The organism is Mycobacterium sp. BK086 (assembly GCA_004362315.1).
Taxonomy (GTDB): domain Bacteria; phylum Actinomycetota; class Actinomycetes; order Mycobacteriales; family Mycobacteriaceae; genus Mycobacterium.
Genome location: SNWL01000008.1, coordinates 1 through 25,609 on the forward strand (window position 1 = coordinate 1; position 25,609 = coordinate 25,609).

Here is a 25,609-nt window from a genome sequence, read left to right on the forward strand (position 1 = left end):
CGTGAGGTGCTGTTGACCTCCGAGGAGCCGGTGGTGCGTCAGTTCCTCAACGGCCGCCGTATCGGTCCGATCGGTATGTCGGAGGAGAAGGACGAAGCCACGATGGCCGAGGAGCAGGCCCTCGTCGATGCCGGTCACCACGATGGTGGTGTCGAGGAGATCGAGGGTGTGCCCCCGCAGCTGACTGTCACCCCGGGCATGCCCGAGCGTGACGCGGTGCGCCGCCGCCAGGAACGGGTCCGCCAGATCCTGCACACCCTGCCCCCGGCCGCCCAGGAAGCCATCCGCGACGACCTCGACGGCACCCACGCACGCCCGAGTGCTGAGGCGGCACTCGGTGGAAGGAGTTAGAGAACAATGGATCCCAGTCCTGATTACGACGCCAGCGACGAAGTCGAGTATTTCTTCAACTGGTTGCCCTGGGCTCTTCGTGGCGTCTACCCACCGCCCGCGTATCCGCCCGTGTAGCCAAGTAGCGCCAATATGAGTAGCAGAGTGATGGCTGTATTGCCATGGGAGAGAGATGCATTCGTCGATATCGCACAAGGGGAGTTGTTGTAGATGCGCAAACGACCCGATCGCCTACGGATACCCCCACCACCAGTACCTCGCCCGAAGATCGATTTGAACCTACCCCGATTGGCCTGGGACCTGGTGGACCAGCGTCGCTCCTGCCTGGGCGAAGTCGATCTCGAGCGCGTGTTCATCCAGCTCGGCGTCGGGGAGTATGCGTGGGTCATCAGAGCCGTGCTAGAAGCCTCGAAATCGTCACGTGAGCCCTTGCCCAGACGATTGTTCGACGACGTCTTGAAGTGGGTCGACGGGTACGCCGCGCATGACGACTACCCTCGCCTCCGTCAGCTCGTGACCGGTGCGCTCTTACAGCCAACAATGTGACGGCGCCTGGGCTAGTTCAAAGACGACGAACCGCTGATGATCGCGGCAGGTGCTGTCGGTGAGCTTCAGGTGCAGATCATCGAATTCTTCACCTGAGTTGGGTGACCGGGGCTGGTGCCCGCAGCCGCTGGACGACGTCGCGTCGCCGTCCGGATTTCTTCCCGGTGACCTGCGCTAGATGTCCGAGGAGATCCCAGGGCACATCCGCGGGATATCGCAGGCGCCGGGCACGATGCTGTTCGAGGTGGTAGAGCAAGACGCGGCCTGGTCGTCGGCCATCGCACACCGCCCAGTGGTTTCCACGTTCACGCCAGCCGACGGGTCGTCGCCGCAATTCGGCCACGACGCGGCTCGGGACGGGAGCGGCGAACTCCCTGACCAAGAAGGCCAATCCGTCGGCCAGGGCCAGCGTCAGTCCGGGCCGTGCCGCTCGCTGCACTACATAGTCCCAATCGATCGTCGAGTTCTCGAGCAACAACATTGCATCGGCGATCCAGCGCAGCGGCGAGCCCGACCATCCACAACTGAATGCGCCGCCGACCGCGCCGACAAGGCACTCGGTCGGTGAGGGGACCAGGACACCACGACCCAGCAACGTTGCCGGGCAAGCGGTCTCGAAGACCGCCCGGTCGTCGCCGGCAACCTTGAACGCCCACCAGTGCAGGTCAATTTCGACGCCGGCCGCGTCTCGAAATCCGACGGCATGCTGGGCTCCGATGGCCGTATGGTCCGCCTGCAACGTCGGCTGGTAGCCGGCTCCGCGCATGATGGCCACGGCTCGAGCTGCGTCGGCTTCAGGGATCAGGACGTCCACATCATTGGTGCGGCGCAACCCAATCCGTCCGCCGGCCATGGCGATCATGGCCGCACCCTTGATGAACACCATCGGGATCCCGGCGGCGGCAAGCGGTTGCGACATCTCCAGGCCGGCGGCGAGGGTGACGGCATTGTGCGCGAGCGTCTGGCGATAGACGCCCTTGAGCAGTGCGAGGTCGTCGTCGCCAATCCCCGCCGACTCGTGGTTGATCCACAATTGCGAGAACAACCGGCCGGATGCTTCGTCAACCTCTTCCAAAGCAAGGCCGCGGGCCTTCCACCTGCGCCAGGCAGGTGCCGCGGCATCGGCGCGCAAAATTGCCGCCTTGGCCAGATCGAGCTGCGCTGCGGTCGGGAACGGCAACTCGGTGGGGGAAACTTTCGGGAGGTCCAGCGAGGCTAGTCGGGCTAGAGCGCTCCTCATGGCCGCTCGGCCATCAGCGACTCGGGTGTGACATCGCCGGATTCGAGGCGCACCACCCGGTCGGCCCACCCCGCGATGGCCGGGTCGTGGGTAATGATCAGGACGGCGGGTCGAGGATCCATCGCGTCCACCGCATGTTGCAGACGGGTGATCGAAGCCGAGTCGAGATGATTCGTCGGCTCATCGAGGATCAACAGGCGCGGATCGCCGAGCAGTGCACGAGCTAGCGAAATCGCTTGCCGCTGACCGCCACTGAGGCGGGACCCGTCGTCGCCGACATCGGTGTCCACGCCATCGGGAAAGCGGTGGTCGAGCATGTCGGTGATCCCGGCCAACGAGAGCGCCCGCTCAACCTGTGCAGTCGTGAGATCGGGTCGGCCGAAGGCGACGTTCTCCCGGATCGTGCCGGCCCGGATGATGGTCTCCTGCAGCACCACCCCGATCTGTCGGCGCAACGCTGCGACATCAAGCTCGTCGAGCCGGTGGCCGCACATGATGACCTCTCCGCTCCACGGTCGATCCAGCCCAAGTACCAAGCGCGCCAGTGTCGATTTGCCCGCGCCGTTCTCGCCGATCACCGCTACTCGCTCACCGGACGCGATCTCGAAGTCGAAGTCCCGCAGCACCGGGGCCGTGCGGTATCCGAAGGTCACGCCACGCAGTGCGACGGAGCCGTCGAACGGTTCGCGACGGCAACCGCTGTACACCGGAGGGAGCGGATCGGCGACGATCGCTTGGAGCGGCGACAGCGCCGCGGCCGCGACCATCAGACTCGAACCGGCGCCCGCGGCCCCGGTCACGCTGCGCAGCAGCAGTATCAGGACGGCGTAGAACGCCATCAACGTGCCGATCGACAATGCTCCGGTGGAGGCCGCGACACCCCCGACGACGAGGATGATGCTGCCCGCGATTCCGGCGATCGCTCCGTTGACGATGGTCGCGACGCTGGAAGCCCACGCCTTGCCGAAGCTGTTGGCCTCGAGCGCCAATACGCGCTTGTCGCCATCGGCTTGTTCGATCTCGTCGACGCCGCGGGTGCGAATGAGGCGCATCGACCTCAAGGTCCCCAGGACGTGTCCGGCGTAGGCCCGGTGCGTGCCCATCCAGCGTTTGATCGCTTCCTCGGTGCGCTGTTTCAGCCTGGAATTCAATACCAGCAGCGCTACGGCGATCAGGGCCGCCACCCCGGCGAGCAATGGGCTGACGACGATCGCGACGACCGTCAGCGGGACACCGACGACGATTGCTTGCGCCACCATCACGATGGAGGGGAGTGAGGCTTCCAGGCGTTCGCCGTCGAGCACGAGCGCCGCGTGCAGCCGTCCGATATCTTGGCGCTCATGCCAGGCCAGCGGCAGGTCATGCAGCCGTGCCAAGACCTGTCGTCGAAGTGTCGAGACACTCTTGAACAACCCGATCAGGATTATTCGCCGGGCGAGCAGAGACAACAGTGCGGAGGCGGTGAAAAGCGCCAGAACCCCCAGACCGCTGATCAGCACCGCACGGCTGTTCGCGGCCGGAATCTGGATGGCAAAGATGTTGTGCACCAACAGCGTAATGGGTAGCAGCGCGGCGGACTGTAGGCCCAGAAATCCGATGCCGGTTGCGAAGCGCACTCGGTGGCCTCGCAGCAGTGTCCACAGTGCTCGCATGTCGGTTCGGCCCATTACGAGCCTCCCGAGGTGTGCCGTTGGCCGGCAACCCGCTCTCGCGCCAGGCTGAGATAGGCCTGGTGCAACTCGGGGCGGTGGACCCGGCTGAGGTTACCGGCGTGCGAACGGCGGAACAGCATGACGTCGGACAGCTCCAGCGTGGGGACCCCGAGTTCTGCGGCTCGCAGCAGCCAGCGCATCTGTGCCACCAAACTGTTGCCGAACGGGCCGATGTGATCGACGGCGTCCCGTCGGGCCAGCACCGCGCCCAAAATCGGAGCGGGGGCGATTGCTGAAAGCAGGCAGCCATTTTCGTCCATCGCCTGCTGGCGACCGATGACGAGCTGAGTGCCCGGCGCCGCACCGGCGGCACGTAGGCCGGTGCTGATCCGCCCCGTCGGCCACCGGTCGTCCGCGTCGAGAAATGCCAACCACGGTGCAGTTGTGTGCAGCACTGCTGCGTCCAGATTCTCGCCCGCCGACGGGCCGTGAGAACACACCAGGCGAACCCGCGGGTCAGGGTGGTCCCTCACGAGTTGCGCTGTCGGCGAATCGGATTGATGCGTGGCGACGAGAACTTCGACGACCTCCGGTTGGGCCAGTGTCGATTCGATCGCCTCACCGAGGAATGGTTCCTTGGGGCGCGCCGGAATCACGGCAGCGACAGCTGTATGCGAGTCATCAGGCACGTCGAACCCTCTTCCTGGCCAGCGACGAACGAACGATCGCCAGGTGTTCGCGCGCCCGTAGCTCGGTGTCGCCGGAGGCATTTCGCGCGTGCACGCGGCGCTCGACAAGTACCTCATCCACGACTCCACTGCGAAGGCCCATGTCCTGAGCGCGTGCCGTCCACGCCATGTCCTCGGAAATCACGACTGGATCCGCTGTGAATCCTCCTGCGGTCGCGAAGGCAGATCGACGGTACAAGGTGGCGCTCGGCAGTAGCGACGGCTCTGGGATGCCGTTGTCCCAGGCCGGTTTCCACCACGCAGGCCGAGGTGTGCCCGGCTGGAGGAAGACCGAGCACAGGGCTCCAACGAAGCTCACATCGCGGTTGGCTGCGAGATAGTCGGTCTGGCGTTCGAGCTTCTCGGGTAGCCATCGATCGTCCTGATCGAGCAGGGCCAGCACGTCGCCATGGACGGCGGCGATCCCGTGGTCGCGGGCAGCGGCCTGGCCCACACGGTCAGTGTTGAGGATTCGCGCACCGAACGATCGCAACAGCCGTTGGCTGTCATCGGTGGAGCCATCGTCCACCGCGACGACGTCGCAGGGTTGGACGGTCTGGGAAGCGATCGAGTCCAATGCTTCGCGCAGGAAGCTCCCGCCGTTGAAGACGGGCAACACGACACCGATCTCAGCCATGACACTCCAGCGCGGCGCACAGGGCGGCTCGGTTGACGTCGTCGTTGAATCGTGCCCGTAGCAACTCGGCGGCGCGATCGGCGAGTTCGGTTCCCAGCGTTGGACTTTCCACTAGCTGGGCCACGCAGCCGGCCATGTCGCTGTCGCTCTGTGCGTACAGCGCGTGGACCCCGTGTACCGCGGGAATGCCGCGTAGGCCATCGGCGGTGGCGACCACCGGGAGGCGTCGCGCGAAGGCATGCAGCACTTTGGTTTTCACTCCGGACCCGCCGGTGAGCGGAACCACCATCACCGCCGCCTCCCGTAACGTCCGATCGATGTCTGCCAGCTGCCCGGTGACCGCGAGGCGCGGTCGGTCGGCTGCGGCGGCGAGCAGCCACGCGGGCGCTGCCGCGCCGATCACCGTCAACCTGGTGGGACCGGCGACGGACTCGATCAGCGGCCATACGCGATCGACCAGTCGGCGGACCGCTATCTCGTTCTCGGGCATACCCAGGTACCCGAGGAACACGATCCCGGTCCGCGGCCCTGTTGCGAGATCCTCACTGTCCCCGTGGGCGTGCACCGCCGGAACGATGTGGATGTTGGCCTCGGCGTCGAGCCCGCGCAGTTCACCCGCGTCTTCCTCGGAGACGGCGACAACCGCATCGGCGGCGGCGACGACCTTGCGTTCGGCTGACTTGTCCTGGACGGCGGCCGCCAGAAGCGGTCGATTGCCGGTGAGCTTGGCCAGGCGGTACTTGGCCAGGTACTCCACATGTGTGGCGTCGTAGACGAATCGGCTTGTCGGGCTGAAGGTCTTGACGATCGGCAGGACTTCGTCCGCCACCGGCAACCTGCTCGCGATGACGATGTCGGGAGTGTGGGTGACGAGCCAGTCGTCGATGGGGCACCGCACGGTGGTGACGCCAAGGCTGGCTAGCTGCTCCTCGGGCCCGGCCTGGCTGGATGCACGTGGCCGCCGACTCGCGAACGTGACGCTGTGGCCGTCATTGCGGAGTAGCCGCAGCAGAGCAACCATCCGGGCCGCGCCACCGTCCCGGCAGGCCTGCGGCGGTTCCTGGTCCACGACGAGTACCTGGCTCATGCCGCGACCGCTTCTGCGATGGCAGGGACACCACGATCGGCGCCGAGGTTCAGGTGATAAGCGGGCGCGGCACGTGCCAGGTCGGCGAGCAGTCCCAGACTCGGCTTTCCTTCTGCCGGGGCCTGCAGCAGGGTGGACGGTGCCAGAGCGCGGAGCGCCTCGGCGGGGCTGGTCGGGGTGAGAGTCGAGTGGCGGGCGTTCACGACGCGGGGGAGCAGGATGGCCGCGACGTCGAGAAAATCGGTCGTGGCACCGGGCAGGTCGTCCCCCACGATGAGGGTCCGGCGATCATCCCGATCTGCCGGTCCGCGTTCGCCGACCTTGATCGAGTTGTACAGATTCCAGGCACGCGCACGGCCGTCGTCGAGTTCGATAACCGAGTAGTCGTCACCGACGACTTGCAGCCCTGCCAGGAGGCAGGCCATGGTCGTCGTCGACTTGCCGGAGCCGCCGGGACCGGCCAGTAGAGCACCTCGCCCGTCGGAACCGACTGCGGCCGAATGGATGAGCTGATGCCTTCGGCCCGTCAACGCGAAGTGCAGGGCCGTACGAAACGGGGCTGCGCGGTCCCACCGAGTCACGCCGCGGGCGCCGGCGAACCAACAGCAGGCCAAGCGTCGCTCGTTGTCCCACAGGACCAGGCTGGTCTCATCGGGTGCCGCACAGGTCCGGACGGGCCCGTGGGAAAGGCCGGCGACTGAACCGCCACGGCCCAAATGTGAAGGGCCCCAGGGAAAGGGTCCTAGTGGCGTGCTCCACGCGACGAGCTGGACTATGGGGGCAGACGTCGGTTCGCACAGGTGATGACGTAGCGCAGGCATCAGCGCGCTATCCAACTCTGGGTCGGCAATGTTGAGTTGGATGGTGATTCCGGCGATGCGCAGCCATAGCGCCGGTACCGACGACGCCGCATGCAGGGCGCGGTTTACGACCATCCCCCGGAATGCCTGCGGGGCGGCGGCCAGTTGCCCCGCAGTCGTCACGGACTGCTTGGAACGGTCGGCCAGCCTGCGCCGCGCTCGACATCGTGGACGGGGTCGAGCAGGAGGTGCTCCCGCAGATCGTCATAGACACGCAAGGTCGGGATGGTGAAGGTGCCAAGCGCGCCGCCGCCGTCGGGCGCTGCGGGAGGCGACACCGTGAGCAATCCATGGTCGAAGAGTTGCTGATGGAACGCGACGATCGCCGCTGTCATCGCGACGGAATCTGCGTCGTGCGCGGTGGCCAATGCCGATGCCGACTGCGCAGGGCTCTCGCCGGTCAGGAGACGGGCCCACAAGTCGGCGCCCGAACCCTCCAGGCTGAAGTAGGTGCCGCGGGCGAGGTCGATGATGACCGTCTCTCCGTCGAGGGTTTCGTGCACCACCTGATCACTTAGCACAATTGCAAATTACACAGCATCCTGGCTGTTCAGGCATCTTTTATCGAAACTTTCCGCGTTGCCGGATTCGCGGTCAGGGTCTGCGGCCCCGGCTGACGACCCCGATGGCGCGATCGATCAGCCCGGGTCGGACAGACGTTCGGCTCGGCTGTGCCATCAACGCCATGCCGCCGTCGACGTGGTAGCGCGAACCGGTGACATACGACGCCTGCGGCGAGACCAGAAAACGGACCACTGCCGCGACTTCGGCGGGCGCGCCGTAGCGCCCCGTCGGAACGCCGTCATGCGGCAGAAGTTCGGCGTCCTCGCCGTCGTGGCCTGTCATCCGGGTGGCGATCGGCCCCGGCGCGACGGTGTTGACCGTGATTCCCTGTGGAGCAAGCTCCAGTGCGAGCCCCTTCGCCAGACCGCCCAGGCCGTGCTTCGCGGCCGTGTACCCGAGCGCGCTGCGAAGCGGAATCTCCTCGTGGACAGATGTCACCACCACGATGCGGCCACCGGTGCCCTGTTCGCTCAGTACGGCGGCGCCGGCGAGCAGGACAGCCGACATGCCCATCAGATTGATCTCGACGACCCGACGAAAAGACGCGAAATCCGTTGCGTACTCCGCGCTTTCGTTGTATCCGGCGCTGCCCACCAGGATGTCGAGACCGCCGAGGCGTCCAGTCAGGCCGGCGATCACGCCGGCGGTGGCCTCTGGTGTGCCGAGGTCGAGCCGTGCCAGGGCGGTCGACGCGCCGATCGACTGCAATTCGGCTGCCGTGCGGGTGGCCTCGCCTTCGTCGCGGAACCAGGTGAGGCCGATATCGCAGCCGTCGGCGGCAAGTGCGTGCGCAATCGCGTGGCCGATCCCGCCTTCGACCCCAACCAGAATCGCGCGACGACGGTTCATGGCGTCACCCTATCGGCACTGGGGCGCAAGGATTCGGCCGTTTCTTCGGCGCTGTCTTATCGGCGCGATCTCGGGGGCATCGCATTTTTCGTGAGAGCCGATGACGGGAATCGAACCCGCGTATTCAGCTTGGGAAGCTGATGTTCTGCCATTGAACTACATCGGCGATGGACACAGAGGTTAGCACTGTGGCCACCTGCCGTGTGAAACGCGTCGACGCGGCGGTTTCGGGGGAAGGGCAACGCCGTCTGGGTCGCGGCGCGCGGGCTTCGCCCGACATGATCAGCAAAGTGCAGTGCGCCGGCCATCACGCGAAAATGCCCACCATTTTGTGGTGCCAGGGCTAGATTCGGATCGAGATCAGTCGCATCCAGCTACGTCGAATGGAACCCGATGAAGTACGTCGCGCACGCTGGTTGGCTCGGGGGAACTGCGGTGGCCGTCGGGATCGGTGCCGCACTGCTGGCCAACCCTGCGACAGGTCATGCCGAAACCTCGGATTCCGGCACTGCTGGGAAGCCATCGGTGTCGCGTACTCATACCACTGCCTCCAGCGCGCGGGCGACCGTGCATACGACGGCGACAACGCCGAAATCCCGTGCCACCCCGGGCCTGCGCGCAGCCCAAGCGGCGCAACGCAATTGGTACCAACGCACCTTCGAAGCCGTCACTCCGACATTCCCACCACAGACCCAACCGGAAGCACTCGATCCGGGCGAGACCAGTGATCCGTTCCCGCTCGGCGGCGTCGACACCGACGGGCGCCGACTGACCTACACCGTCCGCGGCACGGGCTCAGGCGGCGGCACCCTGAACATCTCCGGCACCGACGCGACCTACACGCCATCGGCCAGCTGGACCGGTTCCGCCCCCTACACCGACACCTTCCAGGTCACCACCACCGACTTCTGGAGCGGACCGCACATCCACGGCCTCTCCGGTCTGGTCAACCTCCTGACCTTCGGCCTGCTCGGCTCCAGCGGCCACACCGCGACCGGCACGCTCACCGTCGCCGTCGAGCCGTACAACGCGGCGACCTTCCCGGTCGACTTCGTCAACAGCTCGCCCTACGCCAGCAGCCAGCTTTACATCACCGCTATCGGTCAGACCTCCAAGGACCAGTGGGCCTGGGTGGACCAGACCGGAACCACGCACGCCATCAACCACGACGACGCCAACGCGCCCGGCCATCTCGTCAAAGACGGCGTGAACTACGCCAACATGTCCTACACCCTGAATGCGGCCGGCAACCTACGGATGCCGCCCGAACTGCAGGGCGCCCGGATCTATGTCTCGGTCGGCCAGCCGCTCTACATCGCCATCAGCCCGGACAACACCGGCTGGACCGTGCCCGACCCCGTCGGCGTCACCAATCCCAACTACGGCACCGTCTACGACTGGTTCGAATTCGCCTACCAGTACGGCGGCGTGCCCTTCGGCGGCAACACCACTCAGGTCGACCAGTTCGGCCTGCCGCTGAGTTTTACCCTCGCGCAGGGCTCGTTCTCCGAGAGCCGCGGCACCACCGTCAGCCGGAACCAGGTGTTCACCACCTACCTGGAATCGGTGCCAACCGAATTCCAGCAGCTCGTCATCAACGACGGCCAGGGCAACCCGCTGCGCATCGCCTCGCCTCGCTCGACACAGCCCGGGGGATTGGCGCACTACCTCGACGACCCGATCGACGACTTCTGGAGCAAGTACACGACGCAGACGTTCACCTTCACCTCGCCTGGCACCTACACCGTCACCGGCCACGTCAACGCCAACAACCAATTCGCCTACATCGTCACCGCCCTCAACCCGGCCGGGGTCTCGGGAAGCTATGCGATGGACAAGCCGACCACAGGGCAGGTCTTCGCCGGCGACGGCCCGTTCGTCGGGACCCATGAGCAGGGCGCCTTCCTGGCTCAGCTCGACGCGGCGTTCAACCGCGGGGTCGCCGCCTCGCCGGATCAGTGGGAGAACGTGGCGGCGTACTACCCGGCTGACACGAAATACAACTCGTATGCACGGGTCTTCCACGAGCTCGGGCTGGACGGGAAGAACTACGGCTTTCCCTACGACGACGTGAACAGCCAGAGTTCGGTGCTCATCCTCACCAATTCGCAGCCGCCCGACGCGGTCACCATCACGATCAACTGATCCGCCGCTACGCTCGTCGCGTGCTGCTCTCCGATCGTGATATCCGCGCCGCCATCGCCGACGGACGACTGGGCATCGACCCCTTCGACGACACCCTGGTGCAGCCGTCGAGCGTCGACGTCCGGCTCGACAGCCTGTTCCGGGTCTTCAACAACACCCGCTACACCCACATCGACCCCGCCAAACAGCAGGACGAGCTGACCAGCCTGGTCGAGCCCGCCGACGGCGAGCCGTTCGTGCTGCATCCCGGCGAGTTCGTCCTCGGCTCGACGCTGGAGTGCTGCACCCTGCCCGACGATCTCGCCGGTCGGCTGGAAGGCAAGTCGTCGCTGGGCCGGCTCGGCCTGCTCACCCACTCCACCGCGGGCTTCATCGACCCCGGCTTCTCCGGGCACATCACCCTGGAGCTGTCGAACGTCGCCAACCTGCCGATCACGCTGTGGCCGGGCATGAAGATCGGTCAGCTGTGTCTGCTGCGCCTGACCAGCCCGGCCGAAAACCCCTATGGCAGCGCCAGCGTCGGCTCGAAATACCAGGGTCAGCGCGGGCCGACGCCGTCGCGCTCGTATCAGAACTTCATCCAGTCCAGCGCGGGCGAGTAGCCTCGGAGCTCCAGGGTCAGCTGTCAGCCACTAGCTAACCCGTTTGGCTGTAACGACGTCGCCACCTGCGGCGATGAACTTTCTAGTCGAGCGGCTCTATCAGGGTGGAGCGCAGCAGCGGGTCGGGGGACCCAGCAAACAACCTTGGAGGGGTAGTGGACATCGCACTCGGTGTGTCCATGACACCGACGACGGTGCGCATGGTGCTGGTCGAAGGCGAGAAAGCAGATGGCGTCACCGTCGACAACGACACCTTCGATCTCGCGACCGGCGACGGCGCGGCAACCGCGGCGGAGCAAGTCGTCGCAGCGATCCTCGGAACCCGGGAGAGTGCCACCGAAGGTGGGCACCGCCTGGTTTCGACCGGCGTCACATGGACCGACCATGCCGCGGCGGCCGGCCTGCGCGATGCGCTCAAGGCTCGCAAGATCGACGACGTCGTTCTCGTCTCTGAACTTCACGCCGCCGGTGCGCTGGCTCAGGCCGTCGGACAGACGGTCGGCTACGACCGCACCGCACTGATGCTCCTCGACCGCGACACGGCGACCGTGGCCGTCGTCGAAACCGCCACCGGCGCGATCGTCAAGGTGCAGACCGAAAGCCTGCACGCCGACGATGCGGTCGCCGAACTGCAGCGCATGATCGCCGGCCTGGAAGGCATCGAGGCGCCGCCGCAGGGCCTGTTCGTTCTCGGCACGGGTGTCGATGTCGCCGCGGTGAAGTCGCAGCTCTCGTTGGGCACCACGTTGCCCGTGCACGCCCCCGAGGAAGCCGGACTGGCCCTGGCGCGCGGCGCTGCACTGGCCTCGGCCGCCGCACCCCGCTATGAAGCCTCGACCGTCGGCCTGGGCTACGCCCGCGATCCCGACGGCACCACCGCCGGCAAGGTGTACCCGGCCGGCGAGGACACCCAGATGTCGGAAGCCGGGATGGCGGAAGCCGGCACCCAGATGGCCGCCGCGGGTTACATGGCCCCGCTCGGCTACAGCGAAGTGCCCGACGAGCTGGACGGGGAGCTCGGCTACGACTCGATTCCCGCCGATCCCGACTTCACCGTCGACGAGCCGGAGCGCAAGCCGTTCCTGCTGGTCGGCAGCTCACTGGCGTCGATCTTCGTGATCGGTGTGGTGGCGTTGGTGATCTCCCTGGCGGTCAGCATCCGCCCGACCGTCAATCAGCGGCCCAACCCGGCCGAGAGCGTGATCGTGCCCAGCAGCCAATCGGCAGCGCCCGTGGTTCCGGAGGCGGCTTCGCCACCGGCCCCGTCGCAGCCGTCGGTGCCCGACACCATCCAGGAGCCGGTCCCGGTCGTCCAGCAGGCACCGCGGACCGTCTACGTGACCCCGGCCCCGCAGGCCCCGGCACCCGCTCCCGCAGCTCCCGCGCCGGCACCCGAGGCCCCCGCGCCCGCGCCGGAAGCGCCGCCGCCAGCACCGGTTCCGGTTGCGCCGGTGATCCCGGCACCGATCATCGCGCCGCCGGTGATCGTCCTTCCGCCGCTGCTGCCGCCGTTCCTGCGGCCGCCGCGGGCTCCGCACTACCCGACGTACCCGTCGTCGCCGAGCTATCCGTCTGAGCCGTCGACGCCGTCGTACCCCACGACGCCCTCGACACCGTCGTATCCCTCTACTCCGTCCGTGCCGTCGACGCCGTCGGTGCCGCAGGAGCCGTCGTACCCCACGCAGGCCCCGCAGCAGCCGTCGTCGCCGGTCGTCACCCAGGCGCCGCAGAGTCCGCCCAGCGCGGCCGCCGGCTCGGGCGGGTACGGCTCGGGTTCCGGCGGCTACGGATCGGGCGGTTCGAGCTCGAGTTCGGGGTCTGACGGCGGCTCCCGGTCCAGCGGTGGCTCCGGTAGCTCTGGCCGTGGGTCGGGCAGTAGCCCGCTGTGGCCGTTCCCCAGCTTCGGCCACTGACTTCAGTTCCGAGTTCACCGGCCGTTAGCCTCACGCTCAGTGTCGCGATGCAGCCAGATCATCGGGGCTGCGTACAGAGGCAGTATGCGTTGCACTGTCTTTGGCACCGGTTATCTGGGAGCAACCCACGCCGCTGGAATGGCCGAGCTGGGTCATGAGGTGGTCGGGATCGACATCGATCCCGGCAAGATCGCCAAACTGTCCTCCGGCGATATCCCGTTCTACGAGCCCGGACTGGCAAAGATGTTGCGGGACAATCTTTCTGCCGGTCGCCTGCAGTTCACCACCGACTACGACGCGGCCGCCGACTTCGCCGATGTGCACTTCCTCGGCGTCGGAACTCCGCAGAAAAAGGGCGAATACGGCGCCGATCTGCGCCATGTCAACGCCGTGATCGACGAGCTGGTGCCCCGGTTGACCCGGCCTTCGGTGATCGTCGGTAAGTCAACGGTTCCCGTCGGTACGGCCGCGGAACTGGGCCGGCGGGCTAAGGCACTGGCCCGTGACGGAGTGGACGTCGAAGTGGCCTGGAATCCGGAGTTCCTGCGCGAGGGCTTCGCCGTGCAGGACACACTGCACCCGGACCGGATCGTCGTTGGCGTACAGCCCGATTCGACGCGCGCCGAGGCGGTGCTGCGCGACATGTACGCACCCCTGCTCGCCGAGGACATTCCGTTTCTGCTGACCGACCTGCAGACCGCCGAACTGGTCAAGGTATCGGCCAATGCGTTTCTGGCCACCAAGATCTCGTTCATCAACGCCATTTCCGAGGTATGTGAGGCCGCCGGCGCCGACGTCCGGGTACTGGCCGATGCGTTGGGCCACGACCCGCGCATCGGGCGCCGATTCCTCAACGCGGGACTGGGTTTCGGCGGCGGCTGCCTGCCCAAGGACATCCGCGCCTTCATGGCTCGCGCCGGTGAGCTCGGTGCCAACCACGCGCTGACCTTTCTGCGCGAGGTGGACAGCATCAACATGCGCCGCCGCACCCGGATGGTCGAATTGGCCACCACCGCGTGCGGAGGCTCGTTGCTGGGGGCCAACGTCGCGGTGCTCGGTGCGGCGTTCAAGCCCGAGTCCGACGATGTGCGGGATTCTCCTGCGCTCAACGTGGCCGGGCTGTTGCAGCTCAACGGCGCCACCGTGAACGTCTACGACCCCAAGGCGATGGAGAACTCGCAGCGGCTGTTCCCGACACTGAACTACTCGACGTCGGCGCTGGAGGCCTGCGACCGCGCCGACGCTGTGCTGGTGGCCACCGAATGGCAGGAGTTCGTCGACCTCGACCCCGACGAACTGGCCCAGCATGTTCGGGCCAGAGTCATTGTGGACGGCCGTAATTGCCTCGACGCCGCACGCTGGGCCGCCGCCGGATGGAACGTTTACGCGTTGGGCCGCCCGGTGGTGACGTAGGTTCGGAGGCGTGGACTTCACCAGCGCGCTGATCGCCGAAAATGCCGCCTTCGCTGAGCTTCTGCGCAACGCCGACCTGTCGATCCCGGTTCCGACCTGCCCGGAGTGGACACTTCAGCAGTTGATGCGTCACGTCGGTCGTGGTGACCGGTGGTGCGCCCAGATCGTCGCCGAACAGTCGATGGATTACATCGACCCGCGCACCGTCGCGGGCGGCAAGCCGCCGGAAGGTCGTGACAACGAGATCGATTGGCTGCTGGCAGGTCCGCGCCAGCTCGTCGACGCCGTCGCGCAGACCGGCCCCGACACCGAAGTGTGGACATTCCTGGGCCCCAGGCCCGCCACGTGGTGGATCCGCAGGCGCCTGCACGAGGTACTGGTCCATCGCGCCGACGCCGCGATCGCCCTGGGCGTCGAGTTCGACGTCGACCCGGCCCTGGCCGCCGACGCCATCACCGAATGGTTGGAGCGGGTGGTGATCCAGGCCGACGAGGAAGGCCCCGCCGGTGGCGACCGGCCGCTGGGTGACGAGCAGTCCCTGCACCTGCACGCCACCGAGACCGACCTCGGGGAGGCCGGTGAGTGGACTCTCCTCGGGCGTCCCGACGGCATTGCGATGGTGCATGAACACGGCAAGGCCACCGCCGCGCTGAAGGGTCCGGCGCGCAACCTGCTGATGGCCGTCGTACGGCGCGGCACCGCGGCCGCGGAAGGGCTCGAGGTATTCGGCGACGCAGGTGTCTGGGACACCTGGTTGGCCCGCACGCCCTTTTAGACCGGTAGTTTTAGCCCAATGAGCACTTCGGAGATCGCCACCGTCCTGGCCTGGCATGACGCGCTGAGCACCGCGGACCTCGACACCCTGGTCTCGCTGTCCAGCGACGACATCGAGATCGGCGACGCCGGTGGCGCCGCCCAGGGCCATGCCGCGCTGCGGGACTGGGCGCAACGCTTCGCCGGACCCGTCGAAGTCGGCGAGATCTACTACCGCGACGGCGTCGTCGTCGTCGAAGAGCGGCGCGATGCGGGCACCGTGGCATCGGCCTTCCGGGTGGTGCACGACCACGTCACCTCGGCGTTCCGCCACGACGACCTGGCGTCGGCCCTGGCCGCCACCGACATGGCCGAGGAAGACCTGCAGGCCTGACCGACTGGCGCGGGATCAGCCTGACCGGCGGGTCAAGTCGGGCTGTGGCGATTACCCGATGAAGCTGCTGGACCAGGGGTAGCCAGTACCGCGGCGATCGCGGTGGTCAGCGGCACCGACAACGCCAGCGCGATACCGCCCACCGCCGACCGCGCGATCTCGATGGCCACGCTCTCACTGGTCAGCACGTCGAACAGCGAGCGGTTGGCCACGCTGAACAACAGCAGCAGCGGAAGCGAACTGCCGGCGTAGGCGAGCACCAGGGTGTACACCGTGCTGGCGATGTGATCGCTGCCAATTCGCATGGCGCGCACGAAGATCTGACGACGTGTGGCATCACCGGCGTTGGCGAGTTCGAACACCGCCGACGCCTGGGTGATCGTCACGTCATTGAGCACACCCAGTGAGCCGATGATGAACCCGGCCAGCAGCAAGCCTTGGATCGACACGTGCCCCATGTAGGCCGCGACCTCGTTGTTCTGATCCTCCGACAGGCCGGTCAGATGCGCGAGTTCGATTGCCGCCCAAGACAGTCCCGCCGCCAGCAGCATCGCCGTCAACGTGCCGAGCAGGGCCGCACTGGTGCGCAGACTGACCCCGTGCGCCAGATAGATGACGGCGAACAGGATGACCGCAGAGGCGACCAGTGCGACGGGAACCGCTGGGGCGCCGTCTCGTAACGCCGGAAGCAGGAAGGCCACCAGCACCACGAAGGCCACGACAATCCCGACCAGAGCCCGCAGGCCGCGCCACCGCGCCACCGCCACGATGACGATCGCGAACACCGCCGCCAGCGCAATCAACGGCCAGGTGCGCTCGTAGTCGTAGAACGCGTAGCTGGTCGTGCCCTGCTCGTCGACCTGCCGAAAGATGCGAATTGTGTCGCCGGCCAACAGGTTCGGCTGACCCGGCCCGGGGGAGAACTCCAGCATCGTCGACGCGCCCTGGTTCGGCCCGCTGTCGATCGCCACCACCGTCTGCACGCAGCTGCCGCTGCCGGCTATCCCAGGGGCCGGCGATGCGGTGAGCACCTGGCCGGCTGACGGACTGCCACAGTCGGCCAGACTGCTGGACGTCACGTGACCACCCTCGGTGGTAACCGCGCCGCCAGCGCCGTTCTGGAACGGCAACGGAATGTCGACCTTCGAGCCGCTCGGCCACAGCAGGACCGCCCCGATCACCGTCGCCAGACCGATCACGGCCAGTGCGATCACGACGATCCGCGCGGCCAGCGGACTCAGCGGGGCCGGCCCGGTGTGTGAATGCGAATGCGACACCGGTGACAGGGTAGTGGCAGTGCTTGTGGGCTTACTGCCGGTAGCTGGCCAGGAAGTTGCCCAGCCGTTCGATGGCGCGGGTCAGATCACGGGCCCACGGCAGTGTCACGATCCGGAAGTGGTCGGGAGCCGGCCAGTTGAAGCCGGTGCCCTGGGTGACGAGGATCTTCTCTTGCAGAAGCAGATCCAGCACCAGCTGCTCGTCGTCGTGGATGTCGTGTACTTCGGGGTCCAGGCGCGGGAAGGCATACAGCGCGCCGGTCGGCTTCACGCACGACACCCCGGGGATTTCATTGAGCTTGGTCCACGCGACATCGCGCTGCTCGAGCAGCCGCCCACCGGGCAGGACCAGATCGTCGATGCTCTGGTGTCCGCCCAATGCGACCTGAATGGCATGCTGCGCAGGCACATTCGGGCACAGCCGCATATTGGCAAGGAGGCTGATGCCCTCGATGAAACTGCTGGCGTGTTCCTTGGGTCCGGTGATGACCAGCCAGCCGGACCGGTAGCCGGCCACCCGATACGCCTTGGACAGACCGTTGAACGTCAGGGTCAGCAGATCCGGCGCCAGTGAGGCCAGGCTGATGTGCTTGGCGTCGTCGTAGAGGATCTTGTCGTAGATCTCGTCGGCCAGCAGCAGCAGCTGATGCTTGCGCGCCAATTCGACCATCTGCTCGAGGACTTCGCGGCTGTACACCGCGCCGGTGGGGTTGTTCGGGTTGATCACGACGAGCGCCTTGGTGCGGTCGGTGATCTTGGATTCCAGGTCGGCGACGTCGGGCATCCAGCCGTTGGTCTCATCGCACAGGTAGTGCACCGGGGTGCCGCCGGCCAGTGCGGTCGACGCCGTCCACAGCGGATAGTCCGGCGCGGGGATGAGTACCTGGTCGCCGTTGTCGAGCAGCGCCTGCAGGGTCATCGTGATGAGTTCGGAGACACCGTTGCCGAGGTAGACGTCGTCGATGTCGAAGCGGGGGAAGTTCTCGACCAGTTCGTAGCGGGTGAAGACCGCGCGGCGGGCGCTGACGATGCCCTTGGAGTCGGAGTAGCCCTGTGCGTCGGGCAGTGAGGCGATCATGTCGCGCATGATCACGTCGGGCGCCTCGAAGCCGAACGGGGCCGGGTTACCGATGTTCAGCTTGAGGATCCGATGACCCTCGTTCTCCAAGCGATTGGCGTGCTCGTGGATCGGTCCGCGGATCTCGTAGAGAACGTCCTGCAGCTTGGTCGACTGCGTGAACGTGCGCGGCCGAGGATGCTGGCTCGTGCCGTGCCACGGTAACTGGTGAGTAGTCACTGCACGATTGTCCCATTCCGGTGCAACTTCGTTTCTTCCGTGACCGATTGTGGCTTTGCTGTGACGCGCGGAAGTCACGATTGAGGGACACCTCGGATACAACTGTGACTCTGCTGTGTAGTCGGGGCTATTGGGGTCGAAATGACTGCTAGCTTGAGCCGTTACCAACGGTCCGACGGCGCAAAGGGATGAACGTGAAGATCACCCGCACATTGACGACTGCTGCTGTGCTGGCGGCATCTGCCGCACTGGGCTTTGCTGCTTCGGCGGTTGGCGATCCAGGATCCATCACCGGCACCTACGCCGTGCGGGGTGGGGACGACGGAGCGGTCGTCACGGCGGCCTCGTCTTGCGTTCCCGTGGTCAACGGCTGTACCGCGAACCTGACCAGCACTGTCGGCTGGACCAGCGTCGCCACCTATACCGACGGGCGCTGGAACTTCACCGTGACCAAGCCCGACGGGATCGTCTGCGACAACGGCAGCTACGCGCCGGTGCGCATCGCCTACTCGGTGGACGCGGCGACGATGAACGGGACCATCACGGCGGACTCCAACGGTGACTGCCCGGGAGGCCAGATCACCCAGGCGCCGTTCCAGCTGGTCAAGGTCGGCTGAGCCCACTCCAACAGCAGAGCCCACGTCGTCGCCGGCGTGGGCTCTCTTGTCGTCTGCGCTAACCTACGGTACCGTAACCTACGCTACCGTAGGTTGCCGGGAGGGATGCCCCATGGACGCACAAGTGGCTGTGTTGCACGAGCTCGAACCCGTCGTCGCCGAGAACATCGACCGCCATCTGTCGGTGGCGCGCGAATGGTTCCCGCACGACTACGTCCCGTGGGGCCGGGGGCGCGATTTCGCGTTCCTGGGCGGGGAGGACTGGGCGCCGGAAGACTCGCCCCTAGATCCCGTCGCCAAGGTGGCCATGACGGTGAACCTCCTCACCGAGGACAACCTGCCGTCCTATCACCGGGAGATCGCCACCCGGTTCACCCGCGACGGAGCCTGGGGCACCTGGGTGGGGCAGTGGACCGCGGAGGAAGGTCGCCACAGTATTGCGCTGCGCGACTACCTGGTGGTGACGCGCGGCGTCGATCCTGTTCTCCTGGAACGTCTTCGCATGGAACACACGGTTGCCGGCTACGACTCGGGTGACAAGGACCCGTTGGCCGTGCTGGCCTATGTGTCGTTCCAGGAACTGGCCACCCGCATCTCGCACCGCAACACCGGCCGGGCGTCTGGCTGCCCGATCGCCGACCAGCTCCTGGCCCGCATCGCGGCCGATGAGAACCTGCACATGGTCTTCTATCGCAACCTGATGAGCGCGGCCCTCGACATCCATCCCGACGCCGCGATGGTCGCCATCCGCGACGAGGTGTTCAACTTCGCGATGCCCGGCCAGGGCTTGACCGACTTCGCCAAGAACGCGATCACCATCGCCAAGGCCGGGATCTACGACCTGCGCATCCACCATGACGACGTGCTGGTGCCGGTGCTGCGGTTCTGGAACATCTTCGACCGCAACGACTTTGGCCCGATTGGCGAGAAGGCCCGCGAGGAACTCATCGGATTCCTCGGCCTGGTCGACGAACGGGCGCGCTACTACGAGGAGAAGGCCGAAAGCCGCGTGTCGGCTTAGCGCTTACCCGGCGGGCGTGCGCCCTTCGCCATTCCCAGACCCTTCACCGGCGGCTGCTCGGCCTTGGGCTCCTCAGCCTTCGGCTCGGGCGCGGCAGCCGCTGCAGGCTCAGGCTCAGGCTCGGCCGCGGGTGCGGCGGCTTCGGCCGGAGCGGGTGCGGCAGCCGGGGCCTTCTTGGCGCCCGGACGACGAGCGCCGGCAGCGATGCCGAGACCCTTCACTTCCGGCTCGGCCTTGGCGGGCTCGGCAGGGGCTTCCGCGGCAGGAGCGGCAGCCGGAGCTTCGGCGGCAGGCGCGGCGGCAGCCGGTGCGGCAGCCTTCTTCGCTCCCGGGCGCTTGGCGCCCGCGGCGATGCCGAGCCCCTTGACGGGAGCCTCTGCGGCCGGAGCTGGTGCCTCCGCGGCGGGTGCCTCGGCAGCGGGTGCTGCCGAGGCGGGTGCGGCTGCCTTCTTGGCGCCGGGTCGCTTTGCGCCCGCAGCCATTCCGAGTCCCTTGACCGGGGCGGCTGCCGGAGCCTCGGCGGCCGGGGCTTCAGGGGCAGCGGCGGCCGGCTCGGCGGCCTTCTTCGCGCCGGGACGCTTGGCTCCACCCGCGATACCCAGACCCTTGACCGGAGCGGCTTCCTTGGCGGGCGCCGCCGGCGCGGCTGCCTCGGCGGCGGGAGCCTCCGGCTCGGCCTCGGGCTCCGGGGGAGCCTCGGCCGGTGCGGCCGCGGCAGCAGCTTCGGCGGCAGCCTCCGCTTCCTTTGCGGCGGTGCCCTTCTCCGGCAGCTTCACGCTGCTCAGATCCAGCGAGCCCAGCAGCAGCTGTGCGACGTCGAGCACCTCGACCTTTTCGATATCGCGTGCCGCAGCGACCTCGTCGACGCCGTCGGTGATCATCACGCGGCAGAACGGGCAGCCGGTGGCGACCTTGGAGGCACCGGTGTCGATGGCTTCCTCGGTGCGCTCGGTGTTCACGCGCTTGCCGATGTGCTCTTCCATCCACATCCGCGCACCGCCTGCGCCGCAACACAATCCGCGGTCGGCGTGGCGGGGCATCTCGGTCAGCTTCGCGCCGGACGCACCGATCAGCTCACGAGGCGCGTCGTAGACCTTGTTGTGCCGGCCCAGGTAGCACGGATCGTGGTAGGTGATGTCCTGCCCGACGGGCTTGACCGACACCAGCTTCTTGTCCCGCACCAGGCGGTTGAGCAGCTGGGTGTGGTGCAGCACGGTGAAATTGCCGCCCACTTGCGGGTATTCGCGGCCCAGCGTGTTGAAGCAGTGCGGGCAGGTGACCACGATCTTGCGGTCGACGCGCTCGACACCCTCGAACAGATCGTTGAGGGTTTCGACGTTCTGCGCGGCCAGCTGCTGGAACAGGAACTCGTTACCCGAGCGGCGGGCCGAGTCGCCGGTGCAGGTCTCGCCGGTGCCCAGCACCAGGAACTTCACGCCCGCGACGGCCAGCAGCTCGGCGACGGCCTTGGTGGTCTTCTTGGCGCGATCCTCGTAGGCGCCCGCGCAGCCGACCCAGAACAGGTACTCGTAGCCGGCGAAGCTCTCGACGTCCTGGCCGTAGACCGGCACGTCGAAGTCGACCTCGTCGATCCAGTTGGTGCGATCGGAGGCGTTCTGGCCCCACGGATTGCCCTTGTTCTCAAGGTTTTTGAACAGCACACCGAGCTCGGAGGGGAACTCGGACTCCATCATCACCTGGTAGCGGCGCATGTCGACGATGTGGTCGATGTGCTCGATGTCCACCGGGCATTGCTCGACGCACGCACCGCAGGTGGTGCACGACCACAGCACGTCGGGGTCGATGACGCCGCCCTGCTCGAGGGTGCCGACCAGCGGACGGGTGGCCTGCTCGGGGCCGGAGCCCATGATGCGCTCGAATCCGGATTCCGGAACGGCGTGATGCTCGTCGTGCTTGGACTCGAGGAAACCGCCCTCGGTGGAGACGAGCTGCTCGGCCTCGTTCTCGCCGTCGGGCATCGGCTTGCCGCCGATGATGTACGGGGCCTTCGCGAACAGGTGGTCGCGCAGGTTCATGATGACGAGCTTGGGAGACAACGGCTTTCCGGTGTTCCAGGCCGGGCACTGCGACTGGCAGCGGCCGCACTCGGTACAGGTGGTGAAGTCGAGGTAGCCCTTCCAGGTGAAGTCCTCGATCTTGCCGCGACCCAGTACCGCATCCTCGGCGGGATCCTCGAAATCGATCGGCTGGCCCTTGTACTCGACGGGCAGCAGCGGGCCAAGGCCATTGGGCAGCCGCTTGAACGTGACGTTGATCGGTGCCAGGCCGATGTGCAAGTGCTTGGAGTGCAGCACGATCAGCAGGAACGCCAGCATGACGCCGATGTGACCCATCAGCGAGATGGTCTCGATCCACACGTTGGCGGTGTGCCCCAGCGGGGCCAGCAGCGCGGCCATACCGTGCGAGAAGAAGGCGCCCCAGCCGTAGGGGAAATCTTCACCGAGCGCATTGACCGAAGCGCCGCGGAAGAAGGCGAAGGTCAGGATGACCAGGAAGATCATGAACAGGATCAGCCAGGCGCCGCCGGTGTGCGAGCCGTAGAACCGTGAGTCCCGGCCGTACTCCTTGGGCTCGGACCGCAGCCGGATGATCGAGAAGACGATGATGCCGAGCAACACGGCGACAGCGAAGAAGTCCTGCAGGAAGCCGAGCGCATTCCACCGGCCGACCAAGGGAATGTGGAATTCCGGATTGAACAGAACGCCATAGGCCTCGAGGTACACCGAGCCGAGGATGAAAAAGCCCCACATGGTGAAGAAATGCGCGAGGCCGGGGATCGACCATTTCAGCAGCTTCTTCTGCCCGAAGACTTCGGTGAATTGCGCCTTGATCCGGTCGGGGATGTCGTCCTTGCGGCCGCTCTCATCGCTGATCGGCTGACCTGACCGGATCAGGTTCGTCAAGAACATCACGCGCTTGGCGGCGAACAACAGCACGATCGCGGTGGCCAGCAGGCCAACAATCAGCCTGCCCCAGTCGAGAGCGGTCACGGACTGCCTCCCTGTCGTAAGTTACCCGATGGTAACTTAGTACAAGTTACCGACCAGTAACTTGACTCCAATCCAGCTCATAGTTGCATCCCGACTATTAGCGCCGCTACAAAGGCTGACCTAACTTGGGTGGACGGCCGCTCTGATGTGTCCGGAATCTCAGCTCTCGGTCGTCAGAATGGCCCGCAGCATCGACAGCATTTCCGATCGGGATTCCGCACCGAGCCGGCGCCGAATACGGGCGACGTGATGCTCGACGGTCTTGGCGGAGATAAACAGCTGTGCGCCGATATCGCGGTACGGCATGCCCAGCAACAGAAGCTCGGCCACCTCGCGCTCGCGGTCCGACAGCGGCGACGACACCTGTCGTGCGCCGGCCGGCATGGCCGCGCCGGGTTCGGCGGCGTGGGGCGGCCCGTCGTCGGTGCTGTCGCCCACCGACACCTTCAGATCGCGTGCCACCTGCAGCATCAGTCCGGACACCTTTGGGTCCGAGGTCTGCAGCGCCGCCTGCCCGGCCAGGCGGGTTCCGTCGGCGGTGAGGCCGTACTGGGCGAGCCCGCGAGCGGCGGTGCCCACCTCGTCGGCGTCGACCTGCCCGGCGAGCACCCGCAGCCAGGTCCGCCCGGCGACGGCCAGCGACCTGGCGAATGGGCTGTGCGCGGCGGCGGAGGCCAGTGCCTGTCCGTGCGGGGCGACCGCAGCGGGATCGCCGGCCAGGATCCCGGCGTGCACGCCCGCCCAGCGCAGCGGTACCGACCAGGTGAGCGGATTGCCCAGCGAATCGAGCAAGCCGAACGCCTGCTCGAGTGCGGGCGCCAGCCGGTCCTGCTGGCCGAGCCGGGCTGATGCCACCCACAACTCGCCCAGCGGCAACAGCGAGAACAGGTCGACGGAGTATTCGACCAGTACCTCCATCGCCGCATACCAGTGCTTCTGCAAGGCACCGGCGTCGCCGCCGCGGCGCGCCAGCGCGGTCCGCAGTGACTGCGTCCACAGCGCATCCCGGCGGTACGAGCCGTCGATCCCGTTGATCTCGGAGGCGGCGGCGGCCAGCTGGCCGTCCTGCATCTTGGTCCACGCCAACAGCAGCCGGTGGCGATGGCCGAACAGCGCGTCCTCGGTATCCCGGTCGGTGCGCACGGCCCTGGCGATGACGCTGCGCGCGCGGACCGGATCGCCGCCGTGCAGCGCCGCGAGCGTGACCAACGCCGCGGGACTGTCCGGCAGAACCTGCGCCGCCGAATACTCCGCGGCCATGGCCGCACCGAGTTTGACCGCCGCGGTCGCGTACGGCGCCTGCAAGGTCGACAGCAGGCCCTCAGCGAGGCTGCGCGCGGCGCGCGATGCCGCGGTCGGGGGCCCGGTGCTGGTGACGGACAGCGCGCGTTCGGCCGCGGCGGCGTCGCCGGCCGCGGTGAGCGCGATCGCCGCCGCGGCGCTCACGGCCGCGTCGGGGTAGGGCCCCAGCCAGCCGAACAGCTCGGCGGCCTGCGCCGAGTTCCCGTTGTGCATCGCCACGCTGGCGGCCACCCGCACGGCCGCAGCGCGCTCGGCGGGATCCTCGGAGGCCAGCAGATCGTCGGCCGCGGTAGCGGCATCCGAACACTCACCGGCCAGCGCCAGCGAATCCGCCAGCCGCGCACGCAGTTCCACCGCGCCGGCGTCGACCGCGGCCCGGTAGAGCTGTGCGGCCGAGGCCGGGTCGGTGCGCCCGCCGACGGCTTGGCGGCGCAGCACCTCGGCCAGCTGCTCGTCACGCACACCGTGCTCGGCCAGCCGCAGCGCGAGATCCGGTGACAGCGTGGCCATCGCGATCTGCGAGCGCAGCAGTGCGGTCTCGATGTCGTGATGGCGGGCGTTGCCCAGGATCTGCGCGGTCGCGCGATGCACCGAGCGCAGGAAATGCGGGCTGTGCGCGGGCTCGACAAGCCCGGTGGCCCGGGCCCGGTCGATCAGAAGCCGGGCCTCGTCCGTCGGAATATCCAGTGCCGCAGCAAGATCCGCGGCGCCCAGGTCGCGGCTGAGCGAGGTAATGAGGAGCGCGTCGAGTTCGGGCTCACCGAGCCTGCGCAGTCGCTCGATGAGAGCGAACACCGCGGCCTGCGCGATCGACCCTGCCGAATAGGGGCGAGCCGAGGCCAGCGCGGCGTCGACGAGAAACGGGACGCCCGCCGTCGCGACGAGAATGTTGGTGACCAACTCGGTGCGCGGCGGGTGCCCGGACGGGTCGGTCATCGTCCGCGACAACTCACCGGCTTGCATGGGCACCAACGTGATTCGCGGCCGTTCCCGCTCGATCGTGGTGATCAGCGCCTGCAAGTCCTCGTCGTGGTCACGCGGTTGTACTGCGACGACCACCGTCGCGGACGGATCCCCGGCCAACTCGGTGAGTTGACGTAGTTCCGTGCCGGCCAACAGATGTGCATCGTCGACCACGACGGCAGCGTCCGCGGGATCGCCTGGCGCGGGTGGCCGCGTCAGGACGGTGGCACCGGCATCGCGCAGCGTGTCACGTGCCGCCGCCAGTAGCGTGCTCTTACCCGTGCCGATGCCACCGGTCACCAGCAGTTTGACCGGCGCCGACCCCAGGGCGCCGACCGCATCTCTGGCGGTCTGCGAAAGACTGTGCGCGGGAACGGTATCGGCCAC

The 25,609-nt window shown here is 67.1% G+C and carries 20 protein-coding genes, 1 tRNA gene and 2 pseudogenes; 10 read left to right on the forward strand and 13 right to left on the reverse strand.

All coding sequences use genetic code 11. The features are described 5' to 3' along the window. Both EV580_RS26400 and EV580_RS26405 read left to right on the forward strand, forming a co-directional pair. Positions 1-351: pseudogene (locus tag EV580_RS26400) on the forward strand (ABC transporter ATP-binding protein); the annotation flags it as partial. A 6-nt stretch (positions 352-357) separates the two neighbouring features. After that, on the forward strand, positions 358-468 hold the full coding sequence (locus tag EV580_RS26405) for a hypothetical protein (protein ID WP_133695084.1): 111 nt from the start codon (positions 358-360) through the stop codon (positions 466-468). Positions 469-985: 517 nt separating this feature from the next. On the opposite strand, the gene EV580_RS26410 is transcribed toward EV580_RS26405, so the two are convergent. The 9 genes from EV580_RS26410 to EV580_RS26450 form a co-directional block, all read right to left on the reverse strand. Beyond that, positions 986-2,137 carry a nucleotidyltransferase family protein gene (locus EV580_RS26410; protein ID WP_133695086.1) on the reverse strand — a complete coding sequence of 384 codons (1,152 nt, stop codon included), beginning with the start codon at positions 2,135-2,137 and terminating at the stop codon, positions 986-988. Beyond that, positions 2,134-3,804 carry an ABC transporter ATP-binding protein gene (locus EV580_RS26415; protein WP_133695088.1) on the reverse strand — a complete coding sequence of 557 codons (1,671 nt, stop codon included), beginning with the start codon at positions 3,802-3,804 and terminating at the stop codon, positions 2,134-2,136. The genes EV580_RS26410 and EV580_RS26415 overlap by 4 nt, the downstream gene beginning before the upstream one ends. Then, on the reverse strand, positions 3,804-4,478 hold the full coding sequence (locus EV580_RS26420; protein WP_166654910.1) for a glycosyltransferase family 2 protein: 675 nt from the start codon (positions 4,476-4,478) through the stop codon (positions 3,804-3,806). Before EV580_RS26420 ends, EV580_RS26415 begins: the two co-directional genes overlap by 1 nt. Next, a complete protein-coding gene (locus tag EV580_RS26425; protein WP_133695092.1) occupies positions 4,471-5,154 on the reverse strand; it encodes a glycosyltransferase family 2 protein in 684 nt (227 codons plus the stop codon). Before EV580_RS26425 ends, EV580_RS26420 begins: the two co-directional genes overlap by 8 nt. Further along, positions 5,147-6,241 carry a glycosyltransferase gene (locus tag EV580_RS26430; RefSeq protein ID WP_133695094.1) on the reverse strand — a complete coding sequence of 365 codons (1,095 nt, stop codon included), beginning with the start codon at positions 6,239-6,241 and terminating at the stop codon, positions 5,147-5,149. The genes EV580_RS26425 and EV580_RS26430 overlap by 8 nt, the downstream gene beginning before the upstream one ends. Then, the gene (locus EV580_RS26435) at positions 6,238-7,224 is read right to left on the reverse strand and encodes a phosphoenolpyruvate carboxykinase (ATP) (RefSeq protein ID WP_133695096.1); all 987 of its coding nucleotides are present in this window, start codon (positions 7,222-7,224) and stop codon (positions 6,238-6,240) included. The genes EV580_RS26430 and EV580_RS26435 overlap by 4 nt, the downstream gene beginning before the upstream one ends. Next, positions 7,221-7,622, reverse strand: a complete 402-nt coding sequence (locus tag EV580_RS26440) for a PqqD family protein (RefSeq protein WP_166654911.1) — start codon at positions 7,620-7,622, stop codon at positions 7,221-7,223. Before EV580_RS26440 ends, EV580_RS26435 begins: the two co-directional genes overlap by 4 nt. A 73-nt stretch (positions 7,623-7,695) precedes the next feature. Next, entirely contained in the window at positions 7,696-8,514 is an 819-nt protein-coding gene (locus EV580_RS26445) for an SDR family oxidoreductase (RefSeq protein ID WP_133695100.1), read from the reverse strand. Positions 8,515-8,609: 95 nt separating this feature from the next. Then, positions 8,610-8,680, reverse strand: a tRNA-Gly gene (locus tag EV580_RS26450). Between the two features lie 227 nt (positions 8,681-8,907). Here EV580_RS26450 and EV580_RS26455 point away from each other — a divergent pair. From EV580_RS26455 to EV580_RS26480, 6 genes are all read left to right on the forward strand, one after another. After that, positions 8,908-10,659 carry a glycoside hydrolase family 64 protein gene (locus tag EV580_RS26455; protein ID WP_133695102.1) on the forward strand — a complete coding sequence of 584 codons (1,752 nt, stop codon included), beginning with the start codon at positions 8,908-8,910 and terminating at the stop codon, positions 10,657-10,659. Between the two features lie 20 nt (positions 10,660-10,679). Beyond that, on the forward strand, positions 10,680-11,261 hold the full coding sequence (gene dcd, locus EV580_RS26460; RefSeq protein WP_133695104.1) for a dCTP deaminase: 582 nt from the start codon (positions 10,680-10,682) through the stop codon (positions 11,259-11,261). Between the two features lie 155 nt (positions 11,262-11,416). Beyond that, a complete protein-coding gene (locus EV580_RS26465) occupies positions 11,417-13,174 on the forward strand; it encodes a DUF7159 family protein (RefSeq protein WP_133695105.1) in 1,758 nt (585 codons plus the stop codon). Between the two features lie 84 nt (positions 13,175-13,258). Further along, positions 13,259-14,587, forward strand: coding sequence for a UDP-glucose dehydrogenase family protein (locus tag EV580_RS26470; protein WP_133695107.1), 1,329 nt, complete (start codon positions 13,259-13,261; stop codon positions 14,585-14,587). Positions 14,588-14,597: 10 nt separating this feature from the next. After that, on the forward strand, positions 14,598-15,362 hold the full coding sequence (locus tag EV580_RS26475; RefSeq protein WP_133695109.1) for a maleylpyruvate isomerase family mycothiol-dependent enzyme: 765 nt from the start codon (positions 14,598-14,600) through the stop codon (positions 15,360-15,362). Between the two features lie 18 nt (positions 15,363-15,380). Further along, a complete protein-coding gene (locus EV580_RS26480) occupies positions 15,381-15,734 on the forward strand; it encodes a nuclear transport factor 2 family protein (protein WP_133695111.1) in 354 nt (117 codons plus the stop codon). 32 nt (positions 15,735-15,766) lie between these two features. Here EV580_RS26480 and EV580_RS26485 read toward each other — a convergent pair whose 3' ends face one another. Together EV580_RS26485 and EV580_RS26490 are read right to left on the reverse strand one after the other, a co-directional pair. Beyond that, on the reverse strand, positions 15,767-17,011 hold the full coding sequence (locus tag EV580_RS26485) for a YibE/F family protein (protein WP_133695112.1): 1,245 nt from the start codon (positions 17,009-17,011) through the stop codon (positions 15,767-15,769). A 31-nt stretch (positions 17,012-17,042) separates the two neighbouring features. After that, a pseudogene (locus EV580_RS26490) lies at positions 17,043-18,334 on the reverse strand (pyridoxal phosphate-dependent aminotransferase). A gap of 168 nt (positions 18,335-18,502) precedes the next feature. Here EV580_RS26490 and EV580_RS26495 point away from each other — a divergent pair. Together EV580_RS26495 and EV580_RS26500 are read left to right on the forward strand one after the other, a co-directional pair. Continuing rightward, on the forward strand, positions 18,503-18,925 hold the full coding sequence (locus tag EV580_RS26495) for a hypothetical protein (RefSeq protein WP_133695116.1): 423 nt from the start codon (positions 18,503-18,505) through the stop codon (positions 18,923-18,925). A gap of 112 nt (positions 18,926-19,037) precedes the next feature. Beyond that, positions 19,038-19,946, forward strand: a complete 909-nt coding sequence (locus tag EV580_RS26500; RefSeq protein WP_133695117.1) for an acyl-ACP desaturase — start codon at positions 19,038-19,040, stop codon at positions 19,944-19,946. Here the strand turns inward: EV580_RS26500 and EV580_RS26505 are convergent. Both EV580_RS26505 and iniR read right to left on the reverse strand, forming a co-directional pair. Continuing rightward, positions 19,943-22,876, reverse strand: a complete 2,934-nt coding sequence (locus EV580_RS26505; RefSeq protein ID WP_502703947.1) for a heterodisulfide reductase-related iron-sulfur binding cluster — start codon at positions 22,874-22,876, stop codon at positions 19,943-19,945. The two genes, EV580_RS26500 and EV580_RS26505, sit on opposite strands and share 4 nt — an antisense overlap. Before the next feature lie 240 nt (positions 22,877-23,116). Then, entirely contained in the window at positions 23,117-25,609 is a 2,493-nt protein-coding gene (gene iniR, locus EV580_RS26510; protein ID WP_133695120.1) for an isoniazid response ATPase/transcriptional regulator IniR, read from the reverse strand.